The following is a 22,329-nucleotide window of genomic DNA, read 5'->3' as shown; positions in this document are numbered from 1 at the left end:
GACCGGTAGCCGGGACTCAACACAGAGAACAACGCCCAGAACGGACCAGGCGTTCCCCGCTCACGGCCCCGCCGCAGAAGGCCAACGTGAAAAGCGTGAACACTCGGCGGGGGCATGCCCTTCAGGTGCTCGAACGAGCGAAGCGTGAGCACTCTCCAGGAGAGTGCTCACGCTTTTCGCAACCGGTGCCCCCGCAGGGGCGATCAGCGCGAGGTCAGTGAAGAACCCCCGCGCCCGTCGTCTTCAGCAGCTCCGCCGGCAGGCTCTTCGCCGAGGTCTGAAGGCCCGCGGTCAGCGTCGGCTTCCAGTTCACCGTCGGCTTGATCTTCTTCGACGACGCGGCGTTGTACGCGGCGACGATATCGGTCGTCTTGCCGTTGACGAGGTTGCCGGTGCCGGCGATCGAGCCGGTCCCGTCGCCACTCAGCAGCTTGGCGACCTTGGCGCCGGACGGCAGCTTCCAGGCGTTGTGCTCCGCGACGACCTGGGCCTTGGCGCGGGAGTCGATGCTGTACTTCGGCTGGTAGCCGTTCAGCGTGCCCGTGTCGTAGAGGTTGTTGTAGAGGTGGATCTGGCCGATACGGGCCAGCGGGGCGCGCTGGACGATGCCGTTCCAGACGTTGTGGTGGATCGTCACGCGCAGCTTGCCCTTGGTGTCGGAGTCGCTGCTGCCGATCAGCATCGTCTTGTCGTGGCAGGTGAAGACGTTGCGCTCGACGGTCACCAGGTCGGAGCCGTTGGTGATGTCGAGGGCGCCGTCGTGGATCTGGTACTTACGGCCGAAGTACGTCTTCAGCGACTTGTCGAAGTTCGGCGCGTCGGTGAACGTGTTGTGGTCTGCCCAGACGTTTGTCGCGCCGCGCAGGGTCACCGAGTCGTAGTTCGAGTTCCACTCGCCCGACGAGCCGTCCGTCGGGTCCCACTGCGGGAAGCAGTCCTCGGTGGCGGAGAAGGTGAGATTGCGGATGATGACGTTCTTCACATCCTGCACCAGCAGACTGCCGCCCTTGATCCCGGCATTGGTGCCGGGGACGCCCACCAGCGTGGTGTTCGACGGCACCCGGAGCACGATGTTCTTCTTCTGCTTCGCCTCGGCGGCCTCGCGGGCGTTCTCCTGAGTGCCGGACGGCATCTTCTTGCCGTACGTCTTCGGGTCGTACGCCTTGAGGTAGGAGGCGAGCGAGTAACCCGTACCGGCGGCGTAGTCGGCGCAGCTGCTGCCGCCGTTCGCGTCGATCGTGCCCTTGACCTTGATGATCTTCGGCGTGGAGTCGGTGCCCTTGCCCAGCGCCTTCGCCAGCTGGGCGCGGGTGCTGACGTGGTAGACGTGCGCGGAGTCGGCCTTCGAGCCGCCCGTCGTACCGGAACCGCTCGCCGCCCAGCCGTCCTTGGCGGGCAGCGACTGGCGGGCCAGCTCGACGGGAGTCGCGTTCGCGTTCATCACAAAGGGGATGGCGCCGAGGCCGGCGGCCGCCACGGCAGCGGCCGAGATCAGCGCGGTACGTCTCCGGCCGAGGGACCGGCGGTGGGAGGGGGATGCCACGAATGAGTCCTTACGGATGGTTCGGGTGCACGCGATGCGGGACGTGCACATGGTCCGTGGAGGCCCGGTGAAGGGCTTCCGACTCTTCTGTGGTCACGGACGACGGAAAGGTTGCCGCCAAGCAGGGGCAAGTAGGGGACGGCAGGCGGGGGTTGACGGTCATTCACACGCGTGCCCCCGCCTTTCGCCTCACCGCCGGCCGAAGCCGCCCTCCGGAGCCTCGCCCGCCGTCACCGTCGCGATCTCCTCCGCCGAGCCCAGTTCGCCCGAGTCCGCCAGGCCCCCCGTACTGGCGCCCGAGGTCTCGCCGCCCGCGTGGACCGAGTACTCCTGACCGCTCTCGATCCCGTCTCCGGAGTACACGATGTTCTGGATCGACTTCGAGGTGACGTACGAGGCCACGACCTCGCCGTCCGCATCGACGACGTGGAGGGTCGTGCCCGCCTCCACCGTCGAGTCGAGCGTGGCCGAGACCCAGCCCTGCTCGGACTCGCTGTCGGGGGCGACCGCCATGCCCGCGCTGCCGGCGGCGAGGAGGGTGCCGCCGCTGATGGTGAAGCTGCCGTTGACGTCGAGGGCGCCGTTGCCGCCCTGTTCCGGGCCGTTGACGACGACCGTGCCGCCGGTGATCTCGGCGGTGCCGTTGGAGTCGAAGCCGTCGCCGTCGGCGTTGATGACGAGGGTGCCGCCGGTGACCTTCGCGGTGTAGTCGCCCGCCGACTCACCACCGCCGCCTCCGCGGCCGCCCTGCCCGCCGCCGCTGTCCGACGTGGTCGTACCGCCCGACGCGTTGATGCCGTCGTCGCCGGCCGTGACGGTCGCCGTGCCTCCGCTGACCGTGATGTCCTTCCCCTCGAGTCCCTCGGTCGACCCGGTGACCTTCAACTCGCCCTTGCTGACGACCAGTTCACCCTCCGCGTGTACGCCGTCGTCCCCGGCCGAGACGGTGACCTCGGCGCCGCTGATGTGCACGGCCGCGTCACTGTGGACGGCGTCGGCGGACGAGTCCACGTCGACGGTGCCGCCCTCGAGGACGGTGATGACCCCCGACTTCAGCCCGTGCGCGGAGGTGTCGTCGGCGGCCTCGCTCGTGACGTCCAGCTTCCCGCCGGTGACCACAAGATCGGAGGCCGCGTCGACACCGTCGCCCTCGGCGGTCACGGTGACCGTGCCGCCGTCGACGGCGATGTAACCGGCGTCCGCCTCCTCGGAGTTGTCGGCCTTGAGCCCGTCGCCCTTCGCGGTGACGGTGACCTCGCCGCCGCTCATGACGAGGTAGTCCTTGCCCCGGATTCCGTCGTCCACGGCGTCGACCGTGACCGTCCCGGAGGCGATGACCAGGCCGTCCGCGCTCGCGATCCCGTCGTTGCCGTTGCCGTGCACGGTGAGCGTTCCGCCGCCCGCGACGGTGAGGTCGTCGGCGCTGTAGAGGGCGGCGTTGGCCTCGGCGTCCTCGGCGTACGAGTCGGTGTCGCCGAGCGTGTTCTCGCTGCCGTTGGCCAGGAGGACCACGACCTTCTCCGCCTCGGTGGCGGCGATCGCCGCGCCGGAGGAGCTGGAGATGTCGACGCCGTCGAGGACCAGCTTCACGGTCGCGTCAGGGGCGTTGACGACGATCTGCCCGTCGCTGAGGTTCCCGCCGATCCGGTACGTACCGCCGGCGGTGATGGTCACCGTGGCCCCGTCGACCGTGACCCCGTCCCCCTCGGCGGAGGCGGAGTCGCCGTCCAGCTCGATGTCCACGGCCTCGGATTCCTCCCAGTCCGTGTCACCGTCCTCGGCATGGTCCGCCTTGTTGTCGGCGAGGACGGCGGCGGCGGTCTGCGTCCCGTCCGCGGCGGCGCCCGACGACTCGCTCGAGCTCGAGCCTGAGCCCGAGCCGGAGGAGGAGCTGTCGCTGTCACCGGACGAGCACCCGGCCAGCACCGCCGTGGCCAGCGCCATCGAGGCGAGGGCGCCCGCCGCCTTCGTACGAAACAGCCGTGCCGTTCTCATCTTCGTGCTCATGCGCGTCTTCTTGCTCATACGAGGCTCCCGTGGAGTGCGGTGGGAAAGTGGCGCCGCAGGACGGGCAGCCAGCGGTTGGCGGGGAGTTCGGGGCGCAGGGCGGCGAGCCCGGTGCCGTACTTCGACACGGGACACGGCCGGTGCCCCAGCGACCAGAGCAGCCGGTCGGCGCCCGAGCCCGCCCGGCCCGACTTGGTCTCGACGATGGCCCGGTCATCGGTCCTGAGGGCGGTGCCGTCGGGCAGGGTCCAGGTCAGCCCGGTGTCGACGGTGAGCCGGCTCCCGGTGGCCGGGAAGAACAGCGTCGTACGCCGGTAGAACGTGGTGAGCGTCGGGACGAACCGGAAACCCCCGGAGTTGATCCCGGCCTCGGCGAGCACCGTGTCGGCGTACGCCCGCGCCTCGCCCCCGAGCCGCCGGAAGTCCCCTTCGTACGGGATACGTTGCTTGACGGTTATGCCGCGCGGCCCGCGCGTCTTGATCTCGAAGAAGTGCTGACCGGAATCGAGATACGTACGGATGCGGAGCTTGAACCGTCGCCTGCGGCGGCGCGCGGCGGCCAGATATCCGTCCATCTCGGGGGTGTCGAAGTAGACGGACCGATATCCGAACTGCCGCTGTCCGCCGCCCATTTCGAGTACCTGGACGTCGTCGTCCAGTCCGGCGAGCACGAACGGCAGATCGGCGACGGGCAGCATGTACTTGCGGTCCAGGCGGGTGAGCAGCCCGGCCCGCTCGACGAGTTCGGCAAGCCCGATCGGCCGCATCGCCCCCACGACGGGATCGATGCCGGTCATGACCGAATCCCTTGCGCGGAAGCGGAAGGCGACTCGATCTTCTCGGGAAGCCGCGCACCGGCGCCGGACACGACGTACCGGACCTCGACACGGGTCGTGTCGTTGACGAGATCGAGGTCCTTCACCGACAGGTTCACCACCCGCCCGCCGAGCAGCACTTCGAGGTGCGAGCGGAGGGCGTCCTCATCGGTGTACGCGGAGTCCAGGCGCAGGCTCTGCTGCCGGTGCCGCGGGAACAGCCGGGGGTGGTCGCCGACGTACAGGGTGAGGACGATGAGCGCCATCAGCGCGGTGTTCAGCACGCTCACCGTCTCCGGCAGCCCGGCGAGCAGGCCGATGGCCAGCGCGGAGAAGTAGTACGCGATCTCATGCTGCGCGATCTCGTACGACCGCAGCCGGATGATCGACAGAACCCCGAACAGCCCCATCCCCAGGCCGATCCCCACCGAGGCGGAGCTGAGCGTCATCGCCACGGCGAGCACCCCGACGTTCACGCCGAGGAAGGCGGTGACCAGGTCCCGGCGGTGGTGTCGCGGGAAGTACACGGCGAAGGTGAGGACGGCTATGGCAACCAGGTCTGTCCCGACAAGTACCAGCTGCTTCATGGCCGTTGCCTCTTCCCGGGTCTCTCGTCGTATGCGATGGGTTCGCTCATGGACACGACGATCGGTGGGCCGACTGTGAAGTTCCTTTGGGTTGCCTTAAGGCGGCTTGAGAAGTACGCGAGGCGGACGTGAGGTGAACCACGCCCTACCGGCGGGGCGTTGCGCACGCGTACGTCCGGCGGGAGCGGAAAACCGCTCGCTCGCGGAGCCGTAGGCGGAGATCATGCGCCCATGCCCTCCTACGCCGGACCGCCTTCCTCCGCCGTGCGCGTGCCCGCGCCGATCGCCGCGCTGGCCGGGGACCGGCCGCTCCTGCCCGTGTGGCAGAACCAGTTGGGCGGGCTGACCTTCCGGATCGGCGACGACCACGGTCAGGGGCGGCTGTTCGCCAAGTGGGCGCCGGCGGGCTCCGGCCTGGACCTGGGCGCCGAGGTGGAGCGGCTGCGCTGGGCCGGGGACTTCACGCCCGTACCTCGTGTCCGGGAGCACGGAGCCGGTGCGGACGGAGCCTGGCTCGTCACGGATGAGCTGGCCGGCGAGAGTGCCGTCAGTCCCCGGTGGCAGGCGGATCCCGCCACGGCCGTACGAGCCCTGGGGGCAGGGCTGCGGGCCCTGCACGACCAACTGCCCGTGGCCGACTGCCCGTTCAGCTGGTCGGTCGATCACCGTCTGGAACGTGCCCGGCGAGCAGGCATCAAGGCACCCGCGGACCTGCCCGAACCGCCGCCGGTCGACCGTCTCGTCGTCTGCCACGGCGACCCCTGCGCCCCGAACACCCTGCTGCACGAGGACGGCTCATGGTCCGGCCACGTGGACATGGGCGCCCTCGGCCTCGCCGACCGGTGGGCCGACCTGGCCGTCGCCACCTGGAGCACCGAGTGGAACTACGGCCCGGGCTGGGACGACACCCTGCTCGACGCGTACGGCATCGCTCCCGACCCGGAGCGGACGGAGTTCTACCGGCTTCTTTGGAGCGTTACGTGAGCTCGAACGGGCCCGGAACCAGGGGGAGGGTTCCGGGCCCGTGGTGAGTGGGCCGTATGTCCGTCAGCTCGCCGGAGGGGAGGCCGGCATCAGCTCGCCGAAGCGGACGCCGAAGCCCCCGGCTGGACGGAGTCGCCCGTGCCCGTGTTCGTCGCCTCCGGGTCCACGCCCACCGTGATGGTGCCGACGACGCCCTTGGCGATGTTGCCCGTCTTGTACTTCAGCTTGAGCAGACCGCCCGTGGTACCGCTCTGGTCGTAGATCCCGTCCTCTTCGAGCGTCGTGCGCTCCGTCGTCGACGTCGAATACGGCTCGACCTCGGCGGAGGCGAGCACGGACTCCTCGTCGAAGAAGAACTGACCGGTGTGGCAGGTGTTGCCGCCCTCGTAACCGGCGTCGGTCCACTCGCCGTTGACGTGCACCTTGGTGTGGATGTGGACGCAACGGCCCACGTACCAGCCCGGGAAGATCGTCTTGAAGGTGACGAAACCCTGCTTGTCCGTCCGCCAGGTGCCGCGCAGATAGCGCTCGTCGTCGGTGGGCTCCTCGTGGACGCCACCGCCGCCGCCCTCCGGCGGGGAGCCCGTCGGCGTACCGGACGGGACGTCGGAGGGGGTGCCGCTGGGCGGCGTACCGCCGCCACCGCCACCGGTGGAGGCGTCCTCGTAGCCGGAGTAGATGCCCAGCGCGTCGCAGTGCCAGATGTCGACGGCCGCGTCCCGGATCGGCTCGCAGCTCTCGGAGTCGATCACCTTGATGCGGAGGGTCATCGGGATGCCCTCCTTGTCCTCGGTGATATCGCGACGGATCTTGTCCGCGTCGATGTAGTACGGGCCCTCGGTGGTCTCGGAGGTGAGCTTGTAGCACTCCTCCGCGGCACTGCCGGCGGCCTTCGCGGTGGCGCCCTTGCCCGTGCCGGTCGTCTGGCCCGCGTTCGCGGTCGCGGCGATACCGCCGCCGACGCCCACCGCGGCCACGGCCGCGCCACCCGCCACGATGACCTTGCGTCGCGTCAGGTTCCGTTTGTGCTTTGGCTGTTGAGTCTTATGAGGCTCGGTCCCAGTCATGGGCAGGACGTTAGGGACAGCGCCTGTCAGCAATGTGGGTACGGGCTGTGGGATTCCACGGGGTTCTCACAGGTTGCCCGCACGCGCGATAGTGGCCCGGAACCGACGTCGGTTCCGGGCCACTAAGCGGCCTTGGCGAAGTCCGGTGCAGTACGCGCCCCGAAGGAGGCCGCAGGCCTCTAAGGGGCGCGGGGAACTGCGCGACCAGCCCCCACCGGCCCGCAGCCGAATCACTGCACCTCCAGCGGAGCTACTTCGGCTTCCGTACCGAAAGGTGCAGTTCCCGCAGCCGCGCCTCCTCCAGCTCCGTCGGCGCGCCCATCATCAGGTCCTGGGCGTTGCCGTTGAGCGGGAAGGCGATCGTCTCGCGGATGTTGGGCTCGTCGGCCAGGAGCATCACGATCCGGTCGACGCCCGGCGCGATGCCGCCGTGCGGAGGGGCGCCGAAGCGGAAAGCGCGGAGCATGCCCGCGAACTCACGCTCGACGGTCTCCGCCTCGTAGCCCGCGATACCGAAGGCCTTCAGCATGATGTCCGGCTCGTGGTTCCGGATGGCGCCGGAGGACAACTCGACGCCGTTGCAGACGATGTCGTACTGCCAGGCCAGGATGTCGAGGGGGTCCTGCGTCTCCAGGGCCTCCATTCCGCCCTGCGGCATGGAGAAGGGGTTGTGGGAGAAGTCGATCTTCCCCGTCTCCTCGTCCTTCTCGAACATCGGGAAGTCCACGACCCAGCAGAAGCGGAAGACGTCCTCTTCGAAGTGACCCGCGCGACGAGCGGCCTCCACCCGCACCGCGCCCATGATCTTCGAGACCTCGTCGAACTCGCCCGCGCCGAAGAACACCGCGTGACCAGCGGCGAGAGACAGCCGCTTGGTCAGCTCCGCGACGTTCTCCTCCGTCAGGAACTTCGCGATCGGGCCGGTCAGCGAGCCGTCCTCGGCGACCCGCACCCACGCCAAGCCCTTCGCGCCCTGCGAGACGGCGTAGTCACCGAGCTGGTCGAAGAACTTACGGGGCTGCGAGGCAACGTCCGGCACCGGCAGCGCCCGTACGTGCTTGCCCGCGAAGGCCTTGAACTCCGAGCCCTCGAAGATGTCGGTGATGTCGGCCAGCTCCAGCTGGGCCCGCAGGTCCGGCTTGTCGGAGCCGTACTTCAGCATCGCCTCGCGGAACGGGATCCGCGGGAAGGGGGAGGTGACATGGCGGCCGTTCCCGAACTCCTCGAACAGCTCCGTCATCAGCTGCTCGATCGGCTGGAACACGTCCTCCTGCTCGACAAAGGACATCTCGACGTCGAGCTGGTAGAACTCGCCCGGCGAACGGTCCGCGCGCGCGTCCTCGTCGCGGAAACAGGGCGCGATCTGGAAGTAGCGGTCGAAGCCGGAGATCATCAGCAGCTGCTTGAACTGCTGCGGGGCCTGCGGAAGGGCGTAGAACCTGCCCGGGTGCAGCCGGGACGGGACGACGAAGTCGCGGGCGCCCTCGGGGGAGGTGGCGGTGAGGATCGGGGTCGCCAGCTCGTTGAAGCCGAGGGCCGTCATCTTGTTGCGGATCGCGGCGATGACCGCCGTACGCAGCATGATGTTGCGGTGCATGCGCTCGCGGCGCAGGTCCAGGAAGCGGTACTCCAGGCGCCGCTCCTCGTTCACCCCGTCCTCGGTGTTGATCGTGAAGGGCAGCGGGGCGGCGGCGCCGAGCAGCTCGACCTCGCTCACCTCGACCTCGACCTCGCCGGTCGGCAGGTCCGGGTTGATGTTCTCGGCGCCGCGCGAGACGACCTTGCCGTCGACGCGGACGGTCGACTCCTTGGAGAGCTTGTCCAGCGCCTCGTACGCGGCCGTGCCGGGGCGGGCGACCAGCTGCGTGATGCCGTAGTGATCGCGCAGATCGATGAAGAGGATGCCGCCCAGGTCGCGCCGATTGTGCAGCCAGCCGCTCAGCCGGACGTCACTGCCGACGTCAGAGGCGCGGAGCTCGCCGCAGGTGTGGGACCTGTACCGATGCATCGTCGTTCATCCAGTCTTCGCGGATCGGGGTCTGTGTGTCACGGCCTGTATGTCACGGCCTGTGTTGTCACGGTCTGTGTTTCACGTGAAACACAGACCCAAGCGTACCGGGGAGCCAAAGCCCGCCTCCCCACCATTACGGGCCGGTCACGACCATTACGGGGCGGTCACGGTCTGATGCCCTGAAGGATGGCCTTTTCACCTTCAGTGGCTATTCACGATCACCTCTTCCTACAGTGTCCCAATGCGCACTGGTGAGCCCCTGCCCGCCGTGGGGGACGTCCTGGCCGCCCTCGCGACCGGCCTGTGGCGTTGGGACAACGCGGCCGAACTGGTCACTCTGGATGCCGAGGCCGCACGGCTGCTCGGACTGCCCGCCGAGCCGATAACACTGTCGGAGGCCGGCGCCCGCGCCCGCTTCCATCCGGTCGACTGGAACGAGGTCAAACCGGTCGTCCAGCTCGCCGCCTCCGAGGGCACCATCGCCGAACTCCGGATGCGGGTCATGGACGGTCAGGGGCGCGTACTGCGTACGGTACGCAGCCGCTCCAAGCCGTCGTACGACCAGGAATCGCGCTCCTACCAGCTGGTCGGCACCCTTCAGGAGGTCTCGGAGCCACCGCCGGGCGCCGCCGCCCGCACGCCTGTCACCGGCGACTGGCGCCGCTCCCGCGAGGCGTTCCTGCTGGACGCCGGGCGCGCACTGGCAGAGGCCCGGTCCACGGAGGAGGTGCTGCGGGTCGCGGCCGGCCTGTCGATGCCCGGCTTCTCACCGGACGGCCTGGCCGTCTACGGCACGCAGGGCGACCGGCTGACGCTCATCGGCCACCACGGGCACCAGTCCGACGACGAGGGACCGTCCTCCGCGATGTCCGTGGACACGGACCATCCGGCCGCGGAGGTCGTACGCACCGGCCGTGCCGTCTATCTCTCCTCCCCGAAGGACTACCGGAAACGCTTCCCCGCCTGGTGGCCGCTCGCCCAGGGTTTCGGCCGGCAGTCGTGGGCATTTCTGCCGCTCGTCGTCGCCGGCCGCACGATCGGCGCGTGGATGGCGGCCTTCACCTACCGCGTCTCCTTCACGCCCGACGAACGCTCCGTCCTGACGACCGTGGCCCGCATGCTCGCGCAGGCCCTCTCGCGCGCCGGTGCCGCCGAGTCCGAGCGCGAGCTGACCGACGGCCTCCAGCGCTCGATGCTGCCCAACCTGGGGCCACAGATCCCGGGCATGAGCATGGCCGCACGGTACGTGCCCACCGGCGGCGGCCTCCAGGTCGGGGGCGACTGGTACGACATGATCCCGCTCCCCGGAGGGACCTCCCCGGCCAAGCCCGGGGGAGGCAGATTCGCCCTCGTCATCGGCGACGTCCAGGGCCATGACGTACGCGCCGCCGGGTTGATGGGCCAGCTGCGGATCGCGCTCAGGGCGTACGCCTCCGAAGGGCACCGACCGGACGCCGTACTGTCGCGCGCCTCGCGGTTCCTGTACGGGATGACGTCCGACGAGGAGGCCGCCGACCTGCGCTTCGCGACCTGCCTGTACGTGGAGGTCGACCCCGCGACCGGCGTACTGGACATCGCCCGCGCCGGGCACCCTGACCCGGCGATCCGGATGGCCGACGGGACGGTGCTGACCCGGCCGACCGCGGGCGGGCTGCCGCTCGGCATCGACCCGGACGCGGACTATCCGACGACCCGGCTCGCCCTGGAACCCGGCGAGACCATGCTGATCTGCACGGACGGGCTCATCGAAACCGGCGGGCACGACCTCGACACCGGCTGGCTCAGGATCCGCAAGATCCTGGAGAGCCATGACGGCGAGAAGAGCGACTTGGAGGCGCTGGCCGACGCACTGGTCCAGGCCGTGCACGGACCCTCCTCGCACCACACGACCGGGCCCCTGGTGGACCGCCGCGAGGACGACATCGCCGTCCTGCTGCTGTGCCGGCAGGGTGAGGGCTGCGGCTGCGGCGACCAGCTGGCAACACCGACGTCCGTACGCCGCACCGTACTGACCGTCGCACAGGACGAGCCCGAGCGGGTCGCGGGCACCCGCCAGCAACTGAGAGAGCTGCTGCACGACTGGGCCTCCGAGGACCAGGTCGACTCGGCGGTGCTGCTGGCCTCGGAGATGGTCACGAACGTACTCGTGCACACGGATGCCGACGCGCTGCTCGTCGCCGAGATGACGGGCGAAGCGGGCTCCCGCCGGATCCGGGTCGAGGTCACCGACTGCAGCGACGCCCTGCCGCACAAGCGTCAGCCCGGAGAACTGGCGTCCTCCGGGCGGGGTTTGATGCTCATGGAGCTGCTCTCGGACGCGTGGGGAGTGGACCCGCGGGGCGAGGGCAAGAGCATCTGGTTCGAGCTGTACGAGCCGGACGGCGCCGGGGATCCCGAGACGATCACCGGCACGTGATCACAGGTACTGGCCGTCGTCGGCGCCTGTCGCCGACACCGGCCGCACCTTGACCGCGACGACGTTGGAACAGTTGACCAGCACGGTCCCACTGTCGACGCCGTCACGGCCGTTCTGCTCGAAGCGCAGGGTGTGCCCCTGCTCCAGCGCCAGGGTCACGCTGTCCACCGCCGACTCCAGCGACTCGAAGTCACGGCTCCTGACGGCCAGCGGCTCCCCGACGACGGGGTGGAACACCAAGTGGAACTCCGGATTCTCCTGCGCCATGCCCCTAGCCCTTCCGTCCGTCAGAGACCGCCCTCGGCCATCCCGTGCACGGCCGGAATCGTACCCAGTCGCCCCTTCTGGAAGTCCTCGAACGCCTGCTGAAGCTCCTCGCGGGTGTTCATCACGAACGGCCCGTAGTGCGCCATCGGCTCACGGATCGGCTGCCCGCCCAGGAGAGCGACCTCCAGGTCCGGGGTGTGGGAGTCCTGCGTCTCGTCCGCGCGGATGGTCAGCGAGGAGCCGGTGCCGAAGACCGCGGTCTGGCCGCTGTGGATGGGCCGACGGTCCGTACCGACACTGCCGCGCCCGGCGAGGACGTACGCCAGACCGTTGAAGTCCTCGCGCCAGGGCAGCGTGAGCTCGGCGCCGGGCGCCACCGTCGCGTGGATCATGGTGATCGGCGTGTGCGTGATACCGGGACCCTGGTGACCGTCCAGCTCACCGGCGATCACACGCAGCAGCGCGCCGCCGTCGGGGGTGGTGAGGAGCTGCACCTGGCCACCACGGATGTCCTGGTAGCGCGGGGCCATCATCTTGTCCCTGGCAGGCAGGTTCACCCACAGCTGCAAGCCGTGGAACAGCCCGCCGGACATGACCAGCGACTCCGGCGGGGCCTCGATGTGCAGGAGCCCCGAACCCGCCGTCATCCACTGGGTGTCGCCGTTGGTGATGGTGCCGCCACCACCGTTGGAGTCCTGGTGGTCGAAGATCCCGTCGATGATGTACGTGACGGTCTCGAAGCCTCTGTGCGGGTGCCACGGGGTCCCCTTCGGCTCCCCTGGCGCGTACTCCACCTCGCCCATCTGGTCCATCATGATGAACGGGTCGAGGTACTTGTAGTTGATCCCGGCGAACGCACGGCGGACCGGGAAGCCCTCGCCCTCGAAACCGCTCGGCGCGGTGGTGACGGCGAGTACGGGACGCGCCACGGCCTCGGCCGGCGCCACCACACGGGGCAGCGTCAGCGGGTTCTCGACGGTCACTGCAGGCATGTCGGTACCTCCTTGTGTTCCGAGATTAGTTGATTTTTGAACTTCCTGCCACCCGGAACAGAGAACGCCCGGAGGGAATTCCCTCCGGGCGCGCACGGTGTCGGGGCACGTCAGCCGTACATTCGACGCATCGCGAAGTCGACCATCTGCTCGACCGCCTTCGCGTCGAAGACCATACGGTGCTCGCCCTCCATGTCGAGGACGAAGCCGTAGCCGGTGGGAAGCAGGTCGATCACCTCGGCGCCGGTGATCACGAAGTACTTGGACTCCTTGCCTGCGTACCGGCGCAGCTCCTTGAGCGAGGTGAACATCGGGATCACGGGCTGCTGGGTGTTGTGCAGCGCCAGGAAGCCGGGGTTGTCACCGCGCGGGCAGTAGACCTTGGACGTGGCGAAGACCTGCTGGAAGTCCTCGGCGGAGATCGCCCCTGTGGTGAACGCGCGCACCGCGTCCGCGAGCGAGGGCGGCGACGGCTCCGGGTACAGCGGCCCGCTCTGCTGGCCGTACCCACCGGGCTGCGGCGGCGGCTGAGGCTGCGCGTACTGCTGCTGGCCGGGGCCCGCGGTCTGGTCGTAGCCGTACATGGGGGTCAGAGTAGCCGGTTGCCTCCGGCGGTTGGGCGGCTGCGGGTTGGTTGTGGCTGGTCGCGCAGTTCCCCGCGGGGTGCCTCCGGCGGTTGGGCGGGTGCGGGTGCGTGGTGGTTGCTCGCGCCGTTCCCCGCGCCCCTGGGGTCCGTGGGTGGGTCGGGGCCGTGGGCCGGTGCGTCAGCCCGTCGCAGGCCGGGCATACGGCCCTGGACTGGTACACGGTCCTGGTTTCCCGAGACAGAACCTAAGCGACGGGCATACGACGCACCGGCCCACGGCCCCTCCCGCCGGTGGGAGGCTGCGGGCACGTGGGGGCTGGTGAGCATGGTGGCGGGCGGTTCCGGGAGCGCCCCGTCAGGGGCGCGGGGCTGTATCAATGTGCGGTTCCGCCGCGTGGGCGCGATCAGCCACGGCGGACCGCAGTAAGAAAACGAATCCAACCCCTACAAATCAACCCAACCCGAACCCGGAGGGTTAACTCACACTTGAGCCGCTAGGGGTTGATTCTTATTACCCACGGGTAGCATCATCGGTGACTACTTGCTGGTACACGAACGAGGTATGAGGAATCACCACCTCACCCGATCCCTTAACGGAGCCGTCGCCATGGGGCACTACAAGTCGAATCTCCGCGACATCGAGTTCAACCTCTTCGAGGTGCTCGGGCGCGACAAGCTGTACGGCAGCGGCCCGTTCGCGGAGATGGACACCGAGACCGCCAAGAGCATCCTCGAGGAGCTGACCCGGCTTTCGGAGAACGAGCTGGCGGAGTCCTTCGCGGACGCGGACCGCAACCCGCCGGTCTTCGACCCGGAGACCAACACCGCGCCCGTACCGGACAGCTTCAAGAAGAGCTACAAGGCCTTCATGGACTCCGAGTACTGGCGGCTCGGCCTGCCCGAGGAGATCGGCGGCACGACCGCCCCGCCGTCCCTGATCTGGTCGTACGCGGAGCTGATCCTGGGCGCGAACCCGGCGGTCTGGATGTACTCCTCCGGCCCGGCGTTCGCCCGCATCCTCTTCGAGGAGGGCACGGAGCAGCAGAAGCACATCGCCCAGATAGCCGTGGACAGGACCTGGGGCTCGACGATGGTGCTCACCGAGCCCGATGCGGGCTCGGACGTGGGCGCCGGGCGCACCAAGGCGGTTCAGCAGGAGGACGGCTCCTGGCACATCGAGGGCGTGAAGCGCTTCATCACTTCCGGTGAGCACGACATGGAGGAGAACATCCTTCACTATGTGCTCGCGCGGCCGGAAGGTGCCGGTCCCGGCACCAAGGGGCTGTCCCTCTTCCTCGTACCGAAGTACCTCTTCGACTTCGAGACCGGCGAGCTGGGCGAAAGGAATGGCGTCTACGCCACCAACGTCGAGCACAAGATGGGGCTCAAGGCCTCCAACACTTGCGAGATGACGTTCGGCGACCGCCACCCCGCCAAGGGCTGGCTGATCGGTGACAAGCACGACGGCATCCGTCAGATGTTCCGGATCATCGAGTTCGCCCGGATGATGGTCGGCACGAAGGCGATCTCGACGCTGTCGACGGGTTACCTGAACGCCCTTGAGTACGCCAAGGAGCGCGTCCAGGGCCCGGACCTCGCGAACTTCATGGACAAGACCGCCCCCAAGGTCACCATCACGCACCACCCGGACGTCCGCCGCTCGCTGATGACGCAGAAGGCGTACGCGGAGGGCATGCGCGCCCTCGTCATGTACACCGCGTCGATCCAGGACGAGATCATGGTCAAGGAGGCCGCGGGCGAGGACACCGCCGCCCTCGAGGCCCTGAACGACCTGCTCCTGCCGATCGTCAAGGGCTACGGCTCCGAGAAGGGGTACGAGCAGCTCGCGCAGTCCCTGCAGACCTTCGGCGGCTCCGGCTTCTTGCAGGAGTACCCGATCGAGCAGTACATCCGGGACGCCAAGATCGACACCCTCTACGAGGGCACCACCGCGATCCAGGGCCAGGACTTCTTCTTCCGGAAGATCGTCCGCAACCAGGGCGCGGCGCTGAACTCGCTCGCCGAGGACATCAAGAAGTTCCTGGCGCTCGGCACGGGCGGCGAGGAGCTGTCGGCTGCCCGCGAGCAGCTCGCCAAGGCGGCCGTCGAGCTGGAAGCCATCGTCGGCCTGATGCTCACGGACCTCGCAGCGACGGAGCAGGACGTCAAGAACATCTACAAGGTCGGGCTCAACACCACCCGCCTGCTGATGGCCTCCGGTGATGTGGTCGTCGGCTACCTGCTGCTGAAGGGTGCCGCGGTCGCCGCCGAGAAGCTGGAGACAGCGCCGGCCAAGGACAAGGCCTTCTACACCGGCAAGATCGCCGCGGCGAAGTTCTTCGCGGCGAACGTCCTGCCGGGCGTCACCGGTGCGCGCAAGCTCGCCGAGGGCACCGACCTGGAGCTGATGGAGCTCGACGAAGCGGCCTTCTAGGAACGCTTCAGTACGCTTCCGTACATACGAGGCGGCCTTTCCAGGAGCGCCTGGATACATACCGGAGCCGTACCGGAAAGTGACCTTCCGGTCAGCGTCCCCCTCCACAGACCCCTTACGAGGGCCCGTTCCCCATCGCCGGGAGCGGGCCCTCGTACGTCGTTAAGGTGAACCCATGAGCACACCCCCACGCTTCGATCGCGGCCATACCGACGACCTCATGTCCTTCCTGACGGCAAGCCCGTCCCCGTACCACGCGGTGGCGAACGCGGCCGAGCGGCTGGAGAAGGCCGGCTTCCGGCAGGTCGTCGAGACGGACGCGTGGGAGGGGGCGCACGGCGGGAAGTACGTGGTGCGCGGGGGCGCGATCGTGGCCTGGTTCGTGCCCGAGGGCGCCGAGCCGCACACGCCCTTCCGGATCGTCGGGGCGCACACCGACTCCCCCAACCTGCGCGTGAAGCCGCGGCCGGACAGCGGAGCGCACGGCTGGCGCCAGGTCGCGGTCGAGATCTACGGCGGCCCGCTGCTCAACTCCTGGCTGGACCGCGACCTGGGCCTGGCCGGCCGGCTCTCGCTGCGCGACGGCACGGCCCGCCTGGTGAACATCGACCGCGCCCTGCTGCGAGTCCCCCAGCTCGCCATCCACCTGGACCGATCGGTCACCTCCGAGGGCCTCAAGCTCGACAAGCAGCGGCATCTGCAGCCGATCTGGGGCCTCGGCAACGACGTACGCGACGGGGATCTGATCCGTTTCCTGGAGCACGAGTCGGGGCTTGCCGAGGGCGAGGTCACCGGCTGGGACCTGATGACGCACTCCATCGAGCCGCCGTCGTACCTGGGCCGGGACAGGGAGCTGCTCGCGGGCCCGCGTATGGACAACCTCCTGTCCGTGCACGCCGGTACGGCCGCGCTGGCGGCCGTCGCGACCTGCGACGCGGCCCTCCCGTACATCCCGGTGCTCGTGGCTTTCGACCACGAGGAGAACGGCTCGCAGTCGGACACGGGGGCGGACGGTCCGCTGCTCGGAAGTGTGCTGGAGCGTTCGGTGTTCGCGCGCGGCGGTACGTACGAGGACCGGGCACGCGCCTTCGCCGGCACGGTCTGCCTCTCCTCCGACACGGGCCACGCCGTCCACCCGAACTACGCCGAGCGCCACGACCCGACGCATCACCCGCGCGCGGGCGGCGGCCCCATCCTCAAAGTCAACGTCAACAACCGCTACGCCACGGACGGTTCAGGCCGCGCGGTCTTCGCCGCCGCCTGCGAGAAGGCCGCCGTACCCTTCCAGTCCTTCGTCTCCAACAACTCGATGCCCTGCGGCACGACCATCGGCCCCATCACCGCCGCCCGCCACGGCATCAAGACGGTCGACATCGGCGTGGCCATCCTCTCCATGCACAGCGCCCGCGAACTGTGCGCCACCGAGGACCCGTTCCTGCTGGCGAACGCGCTGGTGGCGTTCCTGGAGGGCTAGTTCAGGATTGGTTCTCCGCAAGCTTCCGCATGAAGTGAGTGCTCGCCTCCGCATGGCCGGTCCGGCGGAGGGTACCCGGCCCGGGTCCGCAACAGCCGTTGAAGACGGACAGCACAGGGAGGCCGGACTCATGGGTCTTGGTGGTTGCATCATTCTGATCGCGGTGGGGGCCATCCTCACGTTCGCGACCGACTGGGACATGCAGGGAGTCAACCTCGACCTGGTCGGAATCATCCTGATCGTCGTCGGCCTGATCGGCGTCGCGACGTTCAGCAGCGTCGCCAGGCGCCGGCGCGTGGTGGTACCGCCCACAACACCGGTGATCGACGAGGAACGGCACCACAGTCGCCGGGATGGATACAGCGACGGTTACGGCGTCTGATCGCCACTCCCTCGGGTGGCAGCCGGTCGCTCATGACCTCGCGGGGAGTCGTACGGGCAGGTCGAACCACACCGCCTTGCCCTCTGGGTGCGTCTGCCCGCCGTACGGGATGTCAGGGCCGTGCCCCCAGTGGCCCTCCGTGAGCGCGTCCACCAGATACAGGCTCGGCATGGCCAACGAGCGGGAAAAGGGCTGGTGGGAGGAGTACCGAAGTGCCCTGGCTACCAAGGCACTCGACCTGGCCGAGTTGGAGCACCACGCGTCATACGTCCGCACTTTTCAGGTCGTGCACATTCCGGGAGTGCTCCAGACCGAGGAGCACGTACGCGCGGCCTTGGCGTTCGTGGAGCCGGGTTATCCGGAAGGCGTCCGACGCTGGCAGAAGTCGTCGTTCTCCGCGGGCGACTCCGACAACGACTGCCTGGAGATAGCTGCCGCTCCTCTCCCGACCCTCCATCTCCGCGAAAGCGACACCCCAGCCACGATTCTCTCGCCCACCCGCACCGCCCTCCACGCCCTGCTCACGGCAGTGAAAAGCACCACCGCGCCCGGCCCCTCCGTGTGAAGGGGCCGGGCGCGGTGATGTCCCCTCGGTGACGGGTCAGGTCAGTGCGTGCCCCGTAGTCGCGTCCACATGGTCCGGTACCTCGTCGTGGCGGTCGCCGACGGTGGAGGTGCCGGTCGGTTCCAGGACGAGGATCTCGGTGGGGACGGGAGCGTACGGCTTGTGCTCGGTGCCGCGCGGGACTGTGAAGACGGCGCCCTGGGGCAGGACGACCGTGCGCTCGCCGGCCGGCTCGCGCAGGGCGATGTGCAGCTCGCCGTTCAGGACCAGGAAGAACTCGTCGGTGTGGTCGTGGACGTGCCAGAGGTGCTCGCCCTCGACCTTGGCCACGCGGACGTCGTAGTCGTTGACGGCTGTGACGATGCGCGGACTCCACCGCTGGGTGAACGAGGCCAGGGCGGCGGACAGAGAGACAGGTTCCGTGGGTGAGCTCATACCGGCCATCGTCGTCGATGACGCACGGCCCGGACGAGTGCTAGGAATCGCACATGCCGCAAGGATCCTCGCACCGCGTACGCCAAGCACACGGAGCACATCGTCCACACCGGGTCGCCGTGCTCGTTGACGAGGGCACCAACCCCTTCGAGGTCGGTGTCGCCACCGAACTGTTCGGACTGCCACGGCCCGAACTCGGTCTGCCCGGGCCGCTGTACGAGGTGACGCTGTGCGCGCCCACCCCCGAGGTGCGGATGAACCACGGCTTCTTCACCGTGACCGGAGTGCGCGGCCTGGACGCCGTGGACACCGCGGACACCCTCGTCGTACCGGGGCGGCCCGACAACGTCGTGCCGCGAACCGCCGCCGTGCTGGACGCCGTGCGACGCACCCACGCGCGCGGGGCCCGCGTCATGAGCCTGTGCACCGGCAGCTTCGCGCTCGCCGAGGCCGGTCTGCTCGACGGCCGCCGGGCCACGACGCACTGGATGTGGACCGCCGCCTTCCACGAGCTGCACCCGAGGGTTCGGCTGGAGCCCGACGTCCTCTTCGTCGACGAGGGCGACATCCTGACGGCCGCGGGCAGCGCGGCGGCTCTCGACCTCGGTCTGTACGTCATACGGCGTGATCACGGTGCCGAGATCGCCAACGCGGTGTCCCGCCGACTGGTGTTCGCCGCGCACCGGGACGGCGGGCAGCGGCAGTTCGTGGAGCGTCCGGTGCCGGACGTGCCCGACGAGTCGCTGGCGCCCCTGCTGGTGTGGGCACGGGAGCAGCTGGGGGAGCCGCTGACGGTCACGGACCTGGCGGCTTACGCGGCCGTCTCCCCCGCCACGCTGCACCGACGGTTCCGGGCCCAGCTCGGTACGACCCCGCTGGCCTGGCTGACGGGAGAGCGGGTGGCCCTCGCCTGTCGGCTGATCGAGCGGGGCGAGGAGCGGCTGGACGTGGTGGCGGCGAGGAGCGGGCTGGGAACGGCCGCGAACCTGCGGGCCCGGCTGCGACGCGAGACCGGGCTCAGTCCGTCGGCCTACCGACGGCGTTTCGGACCGGCCGCCGGGGAAGTGCTGAGGACATGAGATTCCTCGTACGCGACCGGCTTCTCGGCATCGGTGACGACTACTGGATCGAGGACGAGCACGGCCGGAAGGCCTTCCTCGTCGACGGCAAGGCGATGCGGCTGCGGGACACCTTCGAGCTGAAGGATCCGCAGGGGCGGGTGCTGATCGACATCCACAAGAAGATGCTCGCCCTGCGGGACACGATGGTCATCGAGCGGGGTGGCGAGCCCCTGGCGACCATCCGCCGCAAGCGGCTCTCGCTCCTGCGCAACCACTACCGCGTGGCCCTCGCCGACGGCACCGAGCTCGACGTCAGCGGCAAGATCCTCGACCGGGAGTTCGTCGTCGAGTACGACGGGGAGATGCTGGCCCACATCTCGCGGCGGTGGCTGCGGGTGCGGGAGACATACGGCGTGGACGTCGTGCGGGAGGACGCGGACCCGGCGCTGCTGATCGCGGTGACGGTGTGCGTGATCCACCTGGCGGACAAGGAGCGGGAATCAGACTGATTTCCGTATCTTTCGAGATGTACGCGTAATGACCACCATCCCGGAAATCGCCCCTTACAGAGGACACATGGGGCATACGGGGGGCGTCATGACTTCGCATACGGGTAGGGGGGACAGTAGTGCCGCCGGACAGCCGGAACGTCCGCGGATGACCGCGAGGGACTGGCGGACCTGCGGCGGCTGCATCGTGTTCCTCGTCCTCATCGCGGGGCTCGTCTGGCTGGGCGCCACGGGGTGCGAGCCCGGTGACGCCGAGCCGGGTGACCGCTGCTACGACGTCGGCGAGACCGTGACGAGTTCGGCCGGCGAGACACTCGTCTGCCGATAGCCCGCCCCGCGCCGGGAGCGGGCCCCGTGCGGCGACATCAGCGCCAGGGCGCAGCCGACCCCAGCACCCGGTCCTTCAGCACCGGGAACTGCTCCCGCGTCGCGCCCACCTTCGCCGGGTCGAAGTCCATGGTGAGGATCTCCTCGTCGGGCCCGGCCTCCGCCAGCACCTCACCCCACGGATCCACCACGATCGAGTGACCGGCCTGCGGAACACCCGCATGCGTCCCGGCCGTTCCACACGCCAGCACGAACGCCTGGTTCTCCACCGCCCGCGCCTGAGCCAGCAGCGTCCAGTGCGCCCGGCGGCGCTCCGGCCAGCCCGCGGGGACGACCAGGGTCTCGGCACCGGCGTCGACCAGACCGCGGAAGAGTTCGGGGAAACGGAGGTCATAGCAGGTGGCCATGCCGAGCGTGGTCCCGGGCAGGCGGACCGTCACCAGGTCCCGCCCCGCGCCCATCAGCACGGCCTCGCCCTTATCGAAGCCGAAGCGGTGGATCTTGCGGTAGGCGGCGGCCAGGTCACCGGAGGGTGAGAAGAGGAGGGAGGTGTTGTAGAGGGGTCCGTCAGGGTCCCGCTCGGGAATCGAGCCCGCGTGCAGCCATACGCCCGCGTCGCTCGCCGCCTTCGCCATGACTTCGTACGTCGGCCCTTCGAGCGGCTCGGCCTCGCGCCCGAACTCCTCGAAGGCGAACGCCCCCGTGGTCCACAGCTCCGGCAGGACGACGAGATCGGCATCGGCCTGATCCCGTACCAGCGAGGCCACGCGCCGCCGACGCGATTCGACCGATTCACCCTCATTCACGGCGATCTGCATCAAAGAGGCGCGCACACTACCACCGTCCTGGCATTCGACCCGCGAAACGGGCCTACGATCGTCACACGAAAGCACTCCGGGGTGCCTTGCAGCAGCGTAACTTAGCGGTCCAAGACACCCATGCCCGCGCACGAACCGCCCGAGGGGTCCCGTGAGTCTCCATCCCAGCCTTCAGACCTATGCCGACGCCTGGACCCACTCAGTGGAAGCGATATCCGAGCTGGTGTCGCCGCTCGTGGAGGGTGAGTGGAACCGGCGGACCCCCTGCCCGGGCTGGTCAGTCCGTGATGTGGTCTCGCATGTGATCGGTATGGACTGCGAGATGCTCGGCGACCCCCGCCCGATCCACACGCTGCCGCGCGATCTGTACCACGTGTCGAACGAGCACCAGCGGTACATGGAGATGCAGGTCGACGTACGCCGTCACCACACGGCGCCGGAGATGACGTCGGAGCTGGAGTACACGATCATCCGCCGCAACCGGCAGCTGCGGAACGAGTCGCGCGGGCCCGACGCCAAGGTACGCGGTCCGCTGGGCACGGAGATCACCCTCGAACAGTCCATGCGGTACCGGGCGTTCGACGTCTGGGTACACGAGCAGGACCTGCGCACCGCGCTCGGCCGGCCGGGCAATCTGGACTCGCCGGGTGCGTACATCGTGCGGGACGAGCTGCTCGCCGTACTGCCGAGAGTCGTCGCCAAGGAAGCGGGCGCGCCCGCGAACTCCGCGATCGTCTTCGACGTGCACGGACCGGTCGACTTCCTGCGCACGGTCCGCGTCGACGCCGAGGGCCACGGCACGATAGACGGTGCTCCCTCGCTCGGTCCGGCGGCCACCCTCACGCTCGACTGGGAGACGTACTTCCGGCTGGCCTGCGGCAGGGCCACCGTCGACTCGGTGGCCGACCGCATCAAGACGGAGGGCGATCCGGAGCTGGCGGCGGCGATCCTGCGGCACTTCGTGGTCACGCAGTAGTGCACCAGGGGTTGGGCCCCGGCGGGCGCGGAGGTGTTCGCCTCACGCCCCGCCGTGGGAGGCCCGCCATCGT

General features: G+C 69.0%; 22 protein-coding genes. 10 read left to right on the top strand and 12 right to left on the bottom strand.

Annotated features, from left to right (window positions below; translation table 11 throughout):
• Positions 1–214 precede the first annotated feature (214 nt).
• From ACYVO6_RS49005 to ACYVO6_RS48990, 4 genes are all read right to left on the bottom strand, one after another.
• Entirely contained in the window at positions 215–1,543 is a 1,329-nt protein-coding gene (locus tag ACYVO6_RS49005; protein WP_461073458.1) for a pectate lyase family protein, read from the bottom strand.
• 189 nt (positions 1,544–1,732) lie between these two features.
• On the bottom strand, positions 1,733–3,568 hold the full coding sequence (locus tag ACYVO6_RS49000; RefSeq protein ID WP_461073456.1) for a carbohydrate-binding domain-containing protein: 1,836 nt from the start codon (positions 3,566–3,568) through the stop codon (positions 1,733–1,735).
• Positions 3,565–4,347: a polyphosphate polymerase domain-containing protein gene (locus ACYVO6_RS48995; RefSeq protein ID WP_461073454.1), complete on the bottom strand. Its 783-nt coding sequence runs from the start codon at positions 4,345–4,347 to the stop codon at positions 3,565–3,567. The genes ACYVO6_RS49000 and ACYVO6_RS48995 overlap by 4 nt, the downstream gene beginning before the upstream one ends.
• A complete protein-coding gene (locus ACYVO6_RS48990) occupies positions 4,344–4,952 on the bottom strand; it encodes a DUF4956 domain-containing protein (RefSeq protein ID WP_461073452.1) in 609 nt (202 codons plus the stop codon). The genes ACYVO6_RS48995 and ACYVO6_RS48990 overlap by 4 nt, the downstream gene beginning before the upstream one ends.
• Before the next feature lie 231 nt (positions 4,953–5,183).
• On the opposite strand from ACYVO6_RS48990, the gene ACYVO6_RS48985 reads away from it, so the two are divergent.
• Positions 5,184–5,936: a phosphotransferase gene (locus ACYVO6_RS48985; RefSeq protein WP_461073450.1), complete on the top strand. Its 753-nt coding sequence runs from the start codon at positions 5,184–5,186 to the stop codon at positions 5,934–5,936.
• An 89-nt stretch (positions 5,937–6,025) separates the two neighbouring features.
• Here the strand turns inward: ACYVO6_RS48985 and ACYVO6_RS48980 are convergent, their stop codons facing one another.
• Together ACYVO6_RS48980 and aspS are read right to left on the bottom strand one after the other, a co-directional pair.
• Positions 6,026–7,003 (bottom strand): intradiol ring-cleavage dioxygenase, encoded by a 978-nt coding sequence (locus ACYVO6_RS48980; RefSeq protein WP_461073448.1) that lies wholly within the window; start codon positions 7,001–7,003, stop codon positions 6,026–6,028.
• A 250-nt stretch (positions 7,004–7,253) separates the two neighbouring features.
• A complete protein-coding gene (gene aspS, locus ACYVO6_RS48975) occupies positions 7,254–9,011 on the bottom strand; it encodes an aspartate--tRNA ligase (RefSeq protein ID WP_461073446.1) in 1,758 nt (585 codons plus the stop codon).
• A 244-nt stretch (positions 9,012–9,255) separates the two neighbouring features.
• Between aspS and ACYVO6_RS48970 the strand changes: the two genes are divergently transcribed.
• On the top strand, positions 9,256–11,430 hold the full coding sequence (locus ACYVO6_RS48970; RefSeq protein ID WP_461073444.1) for a SpoIIE family protein phosphatase: 2,175 nt from the start codon (positions 9,256–9,258) through the stop codon (positions 11,428–11,430).
• Here the strand turns inward: ACYVO6_RS48970 and ACYVO6_RS48965 are convergent, their stop codons facing one another.
• The 3 genes from ACYVO6_RS48965 to ACYVO6_RS48955 all read right to left on the bottom strand — a co-directional run bounded on the left by ACYVO6_RS48965 (position 11,431) and on the right by ACYVO6_RS48955 (position 13,273).
• On the bottom strand, positions 11,431–11,697 hold the full coding sequence (locus ACYVO6_RS48965) for a hypothetical protein (RefSeq protein WP_461073442.1): 267 nt from the start codon (positions 11,695–11,697) through the stop codon (positions 11,431–11,433).
• 20 nt (positions 11,698–11,717) lie between these two features.
• A complete protein-coding gene (locus ACYVO6_RS48960) occupies positions 11,718–12,689 on the bottom strand; it encodes a pirin family protein (protein WP_461073440.1) in 972 nt (323 codons plus the stop codon).
• 110 nt (positions 12,690–12,799) lie between these two features.
• Positions 12,800–13,273, bottom strand: coding sequence for an SseB family protein (locus tag ACYVO6_RS48955; RefSeq protein ID WP_033320399.1), 474 nt, complete (start codon positions 13,271–13,273; stop codon positions 12,800–12,802).
• Positions 13,274–13,882: 609 nt separating this feature from the next.
• On the opposite strand from ACYVO6_RS48955, the gene ACYVO6_RS48950 reads away from it, so the two are divergent.
• The 3 genes from ACYVO6_RS48950 to ACYVO6_RS48940 all read left to right on the top strand — a co-directional run bounded on the left by ACYVO6_RS48950 (position 13,883) and on the right by ACYVO6_RS48940 (position 17,565).
• On the top strand, positions 13,883–15,709 hold the full coding sequence (locus tag ACYVO6_RS48950; RefSeq protein WP_461073437.1) for an acyl-CoA dehydrogenase: 1,827 nt from the start codon (positions 13,883–13,885) through the stop codon (positions 15,707–15,709).
• Between the two features lie 175 nt (positions 15,710–15,884).
• A complete protein-coding gene (locus ACYVO6_RS48945) occupies positions 15,885–17,183 on the top strand; it encodes a M18 family aminopeptidase (RefSeq protein ID WP_461073435.1) in 1,299 nt (432 codons plus the stop codon).
• A 130-nt stretch (positions 17,184–17,313) separates the two neighbouring features.
• The gene (locus ACYVO6_RS48940) at positions 17,314–17,565 is read left to right on the top strand and encodes a DUF6458 family protein (protein ID WP_461073433.1); all 252 of its coding nucleotides are present in this window, start codon (positions 17,314–17,316) and stop codon (positions 17,563–17,565) included.
• A 30-nt stretch (positions 17,566–17,595) separates the two neighbouring features.
• Here the strand turns inward: ACYVO6_RS48940 and ACYVO6_RS48935 are convergent, their stop codons facing one another.
• Positions 17,596–17,736: a hypothetical protein gene (locus ACYVO6_RS48935; RefSeq protein ID WP_461073431.1), complete on the bottom strand. Its 141-nt coding sequence runs from the start codon at positions 17,734–17,736 to the stop codon at positions 17,596–17,598.
• Here ACYVO6_RS48935 and ACYVO6_RS48930 point away from each other — a divergent pair.
• A complete protein-coding gene (locus ACYVO6_RS48930; RefSeq protein WP_461073429.1) occupies positions 17,735–18,130 on the top strand; it encodes a DUF397 domain-containing protein in 396 nt (131 codons plus the stop codon). The two genes, ACYVO6_RS48935 and ACYVO6_RS48930, sit on opposite strands and share 2 nt — an antisense overlap.
• A 36-nt stretch (positions 18,131–18,166) precedes the next feature.
• Here the strand turns inward: ACYVO6_RS48930 and ACYVO6_RS48925 are convergent, their stop codons facing one another.
• Entirely contained in the window at positions 18,167–18,565 is a 399-nt protein-coding gene (locus ACYVO6_RS48925) for a cupin domain-containing protein (RefSeq protein ID WP_461073427.1), read from the bottom strand.
• Positions 18,566–18,618: 53 nt separating this feature from the next.
• Between ACYVO6_RS48925 and ACYVO6_RS48920 the strand changes: the two genes are divergently transcribed.
• From ACYVO6_RS48920 to ACYVO6_RS48910, 3 genes are all read left to right on the top strand, one after another.
• Positions 18,619–19,644, top strand: a complete 1,026-nt coding sequence (locus ACYVO6_RS48920; RefSeq protein WP_461073425.1) for a GlxA family transcriptional regulator — start codon at positions 18,619–18,621, stop codon at positions 19,642–19,644.
• Complete coding sequence (locus ACYVO6_RS48915) at positions 19,641–20,135, top strand: LURP-one-related/scramblase family protein (protein ID WP_461073423.1); 495 nt, start codon at positions 19,641–19,643, stop codon at positions 20,133–20,135. Before ACYVO6_RS48920 ends, ACYVO6_RS48915 begins: the two co-directional genes overlap by 4 nt.
• 148 nt (positions 20,136–20,283) lie before the next feature.
• Entirely contained in the window at positions 20,284–20,463 is a 180-nt protein-coding gene (locus ACYVO6_RS48910) for a hypothetical protein (RefSeq protein WP_461073421.1), read from the top strand.
• A 37-nt stretch (positions 20,464–20,500) separates the two neighbouring features.
• Here ACYVO6_RS48910 and ACYVO6_RS48905 read toward each other — a convergent pair whose 3' ends face one another.
• The gene (locus ACYVO6_RS48905) at positions 20,501–21,295 is read right to left on the bottom strand and encodes a carbon-nitrogen family hydrolase (protein ID WP_461073419.1); all 795 of its coding nucleotides are present in this window, start codon (positions 21,293–21,295) and stop codon (positions 20,501–20,503) included.
• Positions 21,296–21,431: 136 nt separating this feature from the next.
• Between ACYVO6_RS48905 and ACYVO6_RS48900 the strand changes: the two genes are divergently transcribed.
• Entirely contained in the window at positions 21,432–22,256 is an 825-nt protein-coding gene (locus tag ACYVO6_RS48900) for a maleylpyruvate isomerase family mycothiol-dependent enzyme (RefSeq protein ID WP_461073417.1), read from the top strand.
• Positions 22,257–22,329: the final 73 nt, after the last annotated feature.

Source organism: Streptomyces pseudoechinosporeus (genome assembly GCF_054783935.1).
Note: the sequence above shows the minus strand (reverse complement) of the source record. Positions and strands in the feature narration are given on the sequence as shown.

Bases quoted from the DNA above. Each gene is read 5' to 3' on its own strand.
- ACYVO6_RS48965 (WP_461073442.1), bottom strand. From the start codon at position 11,697: ATGGCGCAGGAGAATCCGGAGTTCCACTTGGTGTTCCACCCCGTCGTC.
- ACYVO6_RS48995 (WP_461073454.1), bottom strand. From the start codon at position 4,347: ATGACCGGCATCGATCCCGTCGTGGGGGCGATGCGGCCGATCGGGCTT.
- ACYVO6_RS48960 (WP_461073440.1), bottom strand. From the start codon at position 12,689: ATGCCTGCAGTGACCGTCGAGAACCCGCTGACGCTGCCCCGTGTGGTG.
- ACYVO6_RS48990 (WP_461073452.1), bottom strand. From the start codon at position 4,952: ATGAAGCAGCTGGTACTTGTCGGGACAGACCTGGTTGCCATAGCCGTC.
- ACYVO6_RS48950 (WP_461073437.1), top strand. From the start codon at position 13,883: ATGGGGCACTACAAGTCGAATCTCCGCGACATCGAGTTCAACCTCTTC.
- ACYVO6_RS49000 (WP_461073456.1), bottom strand. From the start codon at position 3,568: ATGAGCAAGAAGACGCGCATGAGCACGAAGATGAGAACGGCACGGCTG.
- ACYVO6_RS48930 (WP_461073429.1), top strand. From the start codon at position 17,735: ATGGCCAACGAGCGGGAAAAGGGCTGGTGGGAGGAGTACCGAAGTGCC.
- aspS (WP_461073446.1), bottom strand. From the start codon at position 9,011: ATGCATCGGTACAGGTCCCACACCTGCGGCGAGCTCCGCGCCTCTGAC.
- ACYVO6_RS48985 (WP_461073450.1), top strand. From the start codon at position 5,184: ATGCCCTCCTACGCCGGACCGCCTTCCTCCGCCGTGCGCGTGCCCGCG.
- ACYVO6_RS48970 (WP_461073444.1), top strand. From the start codon at position 9,256: ATGCGCACTGGTGAGCCCCTGCCCGCCGTGGGGGACGTCCTGGCCGCC.
- ACYVO6_RS48955 (WP_033320399.1), bottom strand. From the start codon at position 13,273: ATGTACGGCTACGACCAGACCGCGGGCCCCGGCCAGCAGCAGTACGCG.
- ACYVO6_RS48980 (WP_461073448.1), bottom strand. From the start codon at position 7,003: ATGACTGGGACCGAGCCTCATAAGACTCAACAGCCAAAGCACAAACGG.
- ACYVO6_RS48920 (WP_461073425.1), top strand. From the start codon at position 18,619: ATGCCGCAAGGATCCTCGCACCGCGTACGCCAAGCACACGGAGCACAT.
- ACYVO6_RS48935 (WP_461073431.1), bottom strand. From the start codon at position 17,736: ATGCCGAGCCTGTATCTGGTGGACGCGCTCACGGAGGGCCACTGGGGG.
- ACYVO6_RS48925 (WP_461073427.1), bottom strand. From the start codon at position 18,565: ATGAGCTCACCCACGGAACCTGTCTCTCTGTCCGCCGCCCTGGCCTCG.
- ACYVO6_RS48945 (WP_461073435.1), top strand. From the start codon at position 15,885: ATGAGCACACCCCCACGCTTCGATCGCGGCCATACCGACGACCTCATG.
- ACYVO6_RS48915 (WP_461073423.1), top strand. From the start codon at position 19,641: ATGAGATTCCTCGTACGCGACCGGCTTCTCGGCATCGGTGACGACTAC.
- ACYVO6_RS48910 (WP_461073421.1), top strand. From the start codon at position 20,284: ATGACCGCGAGGGACTGGCGGACCTGCGGCGGCTGCATCGTGTTCCTC.
- ACYVO6_RS48940 (WP_461073433.1), top strand. From the start codon at position 17,314: ATGGGTCTTGGTGGTTGCATCATTCTGATCGCGGTGGGGGCCATCCTC.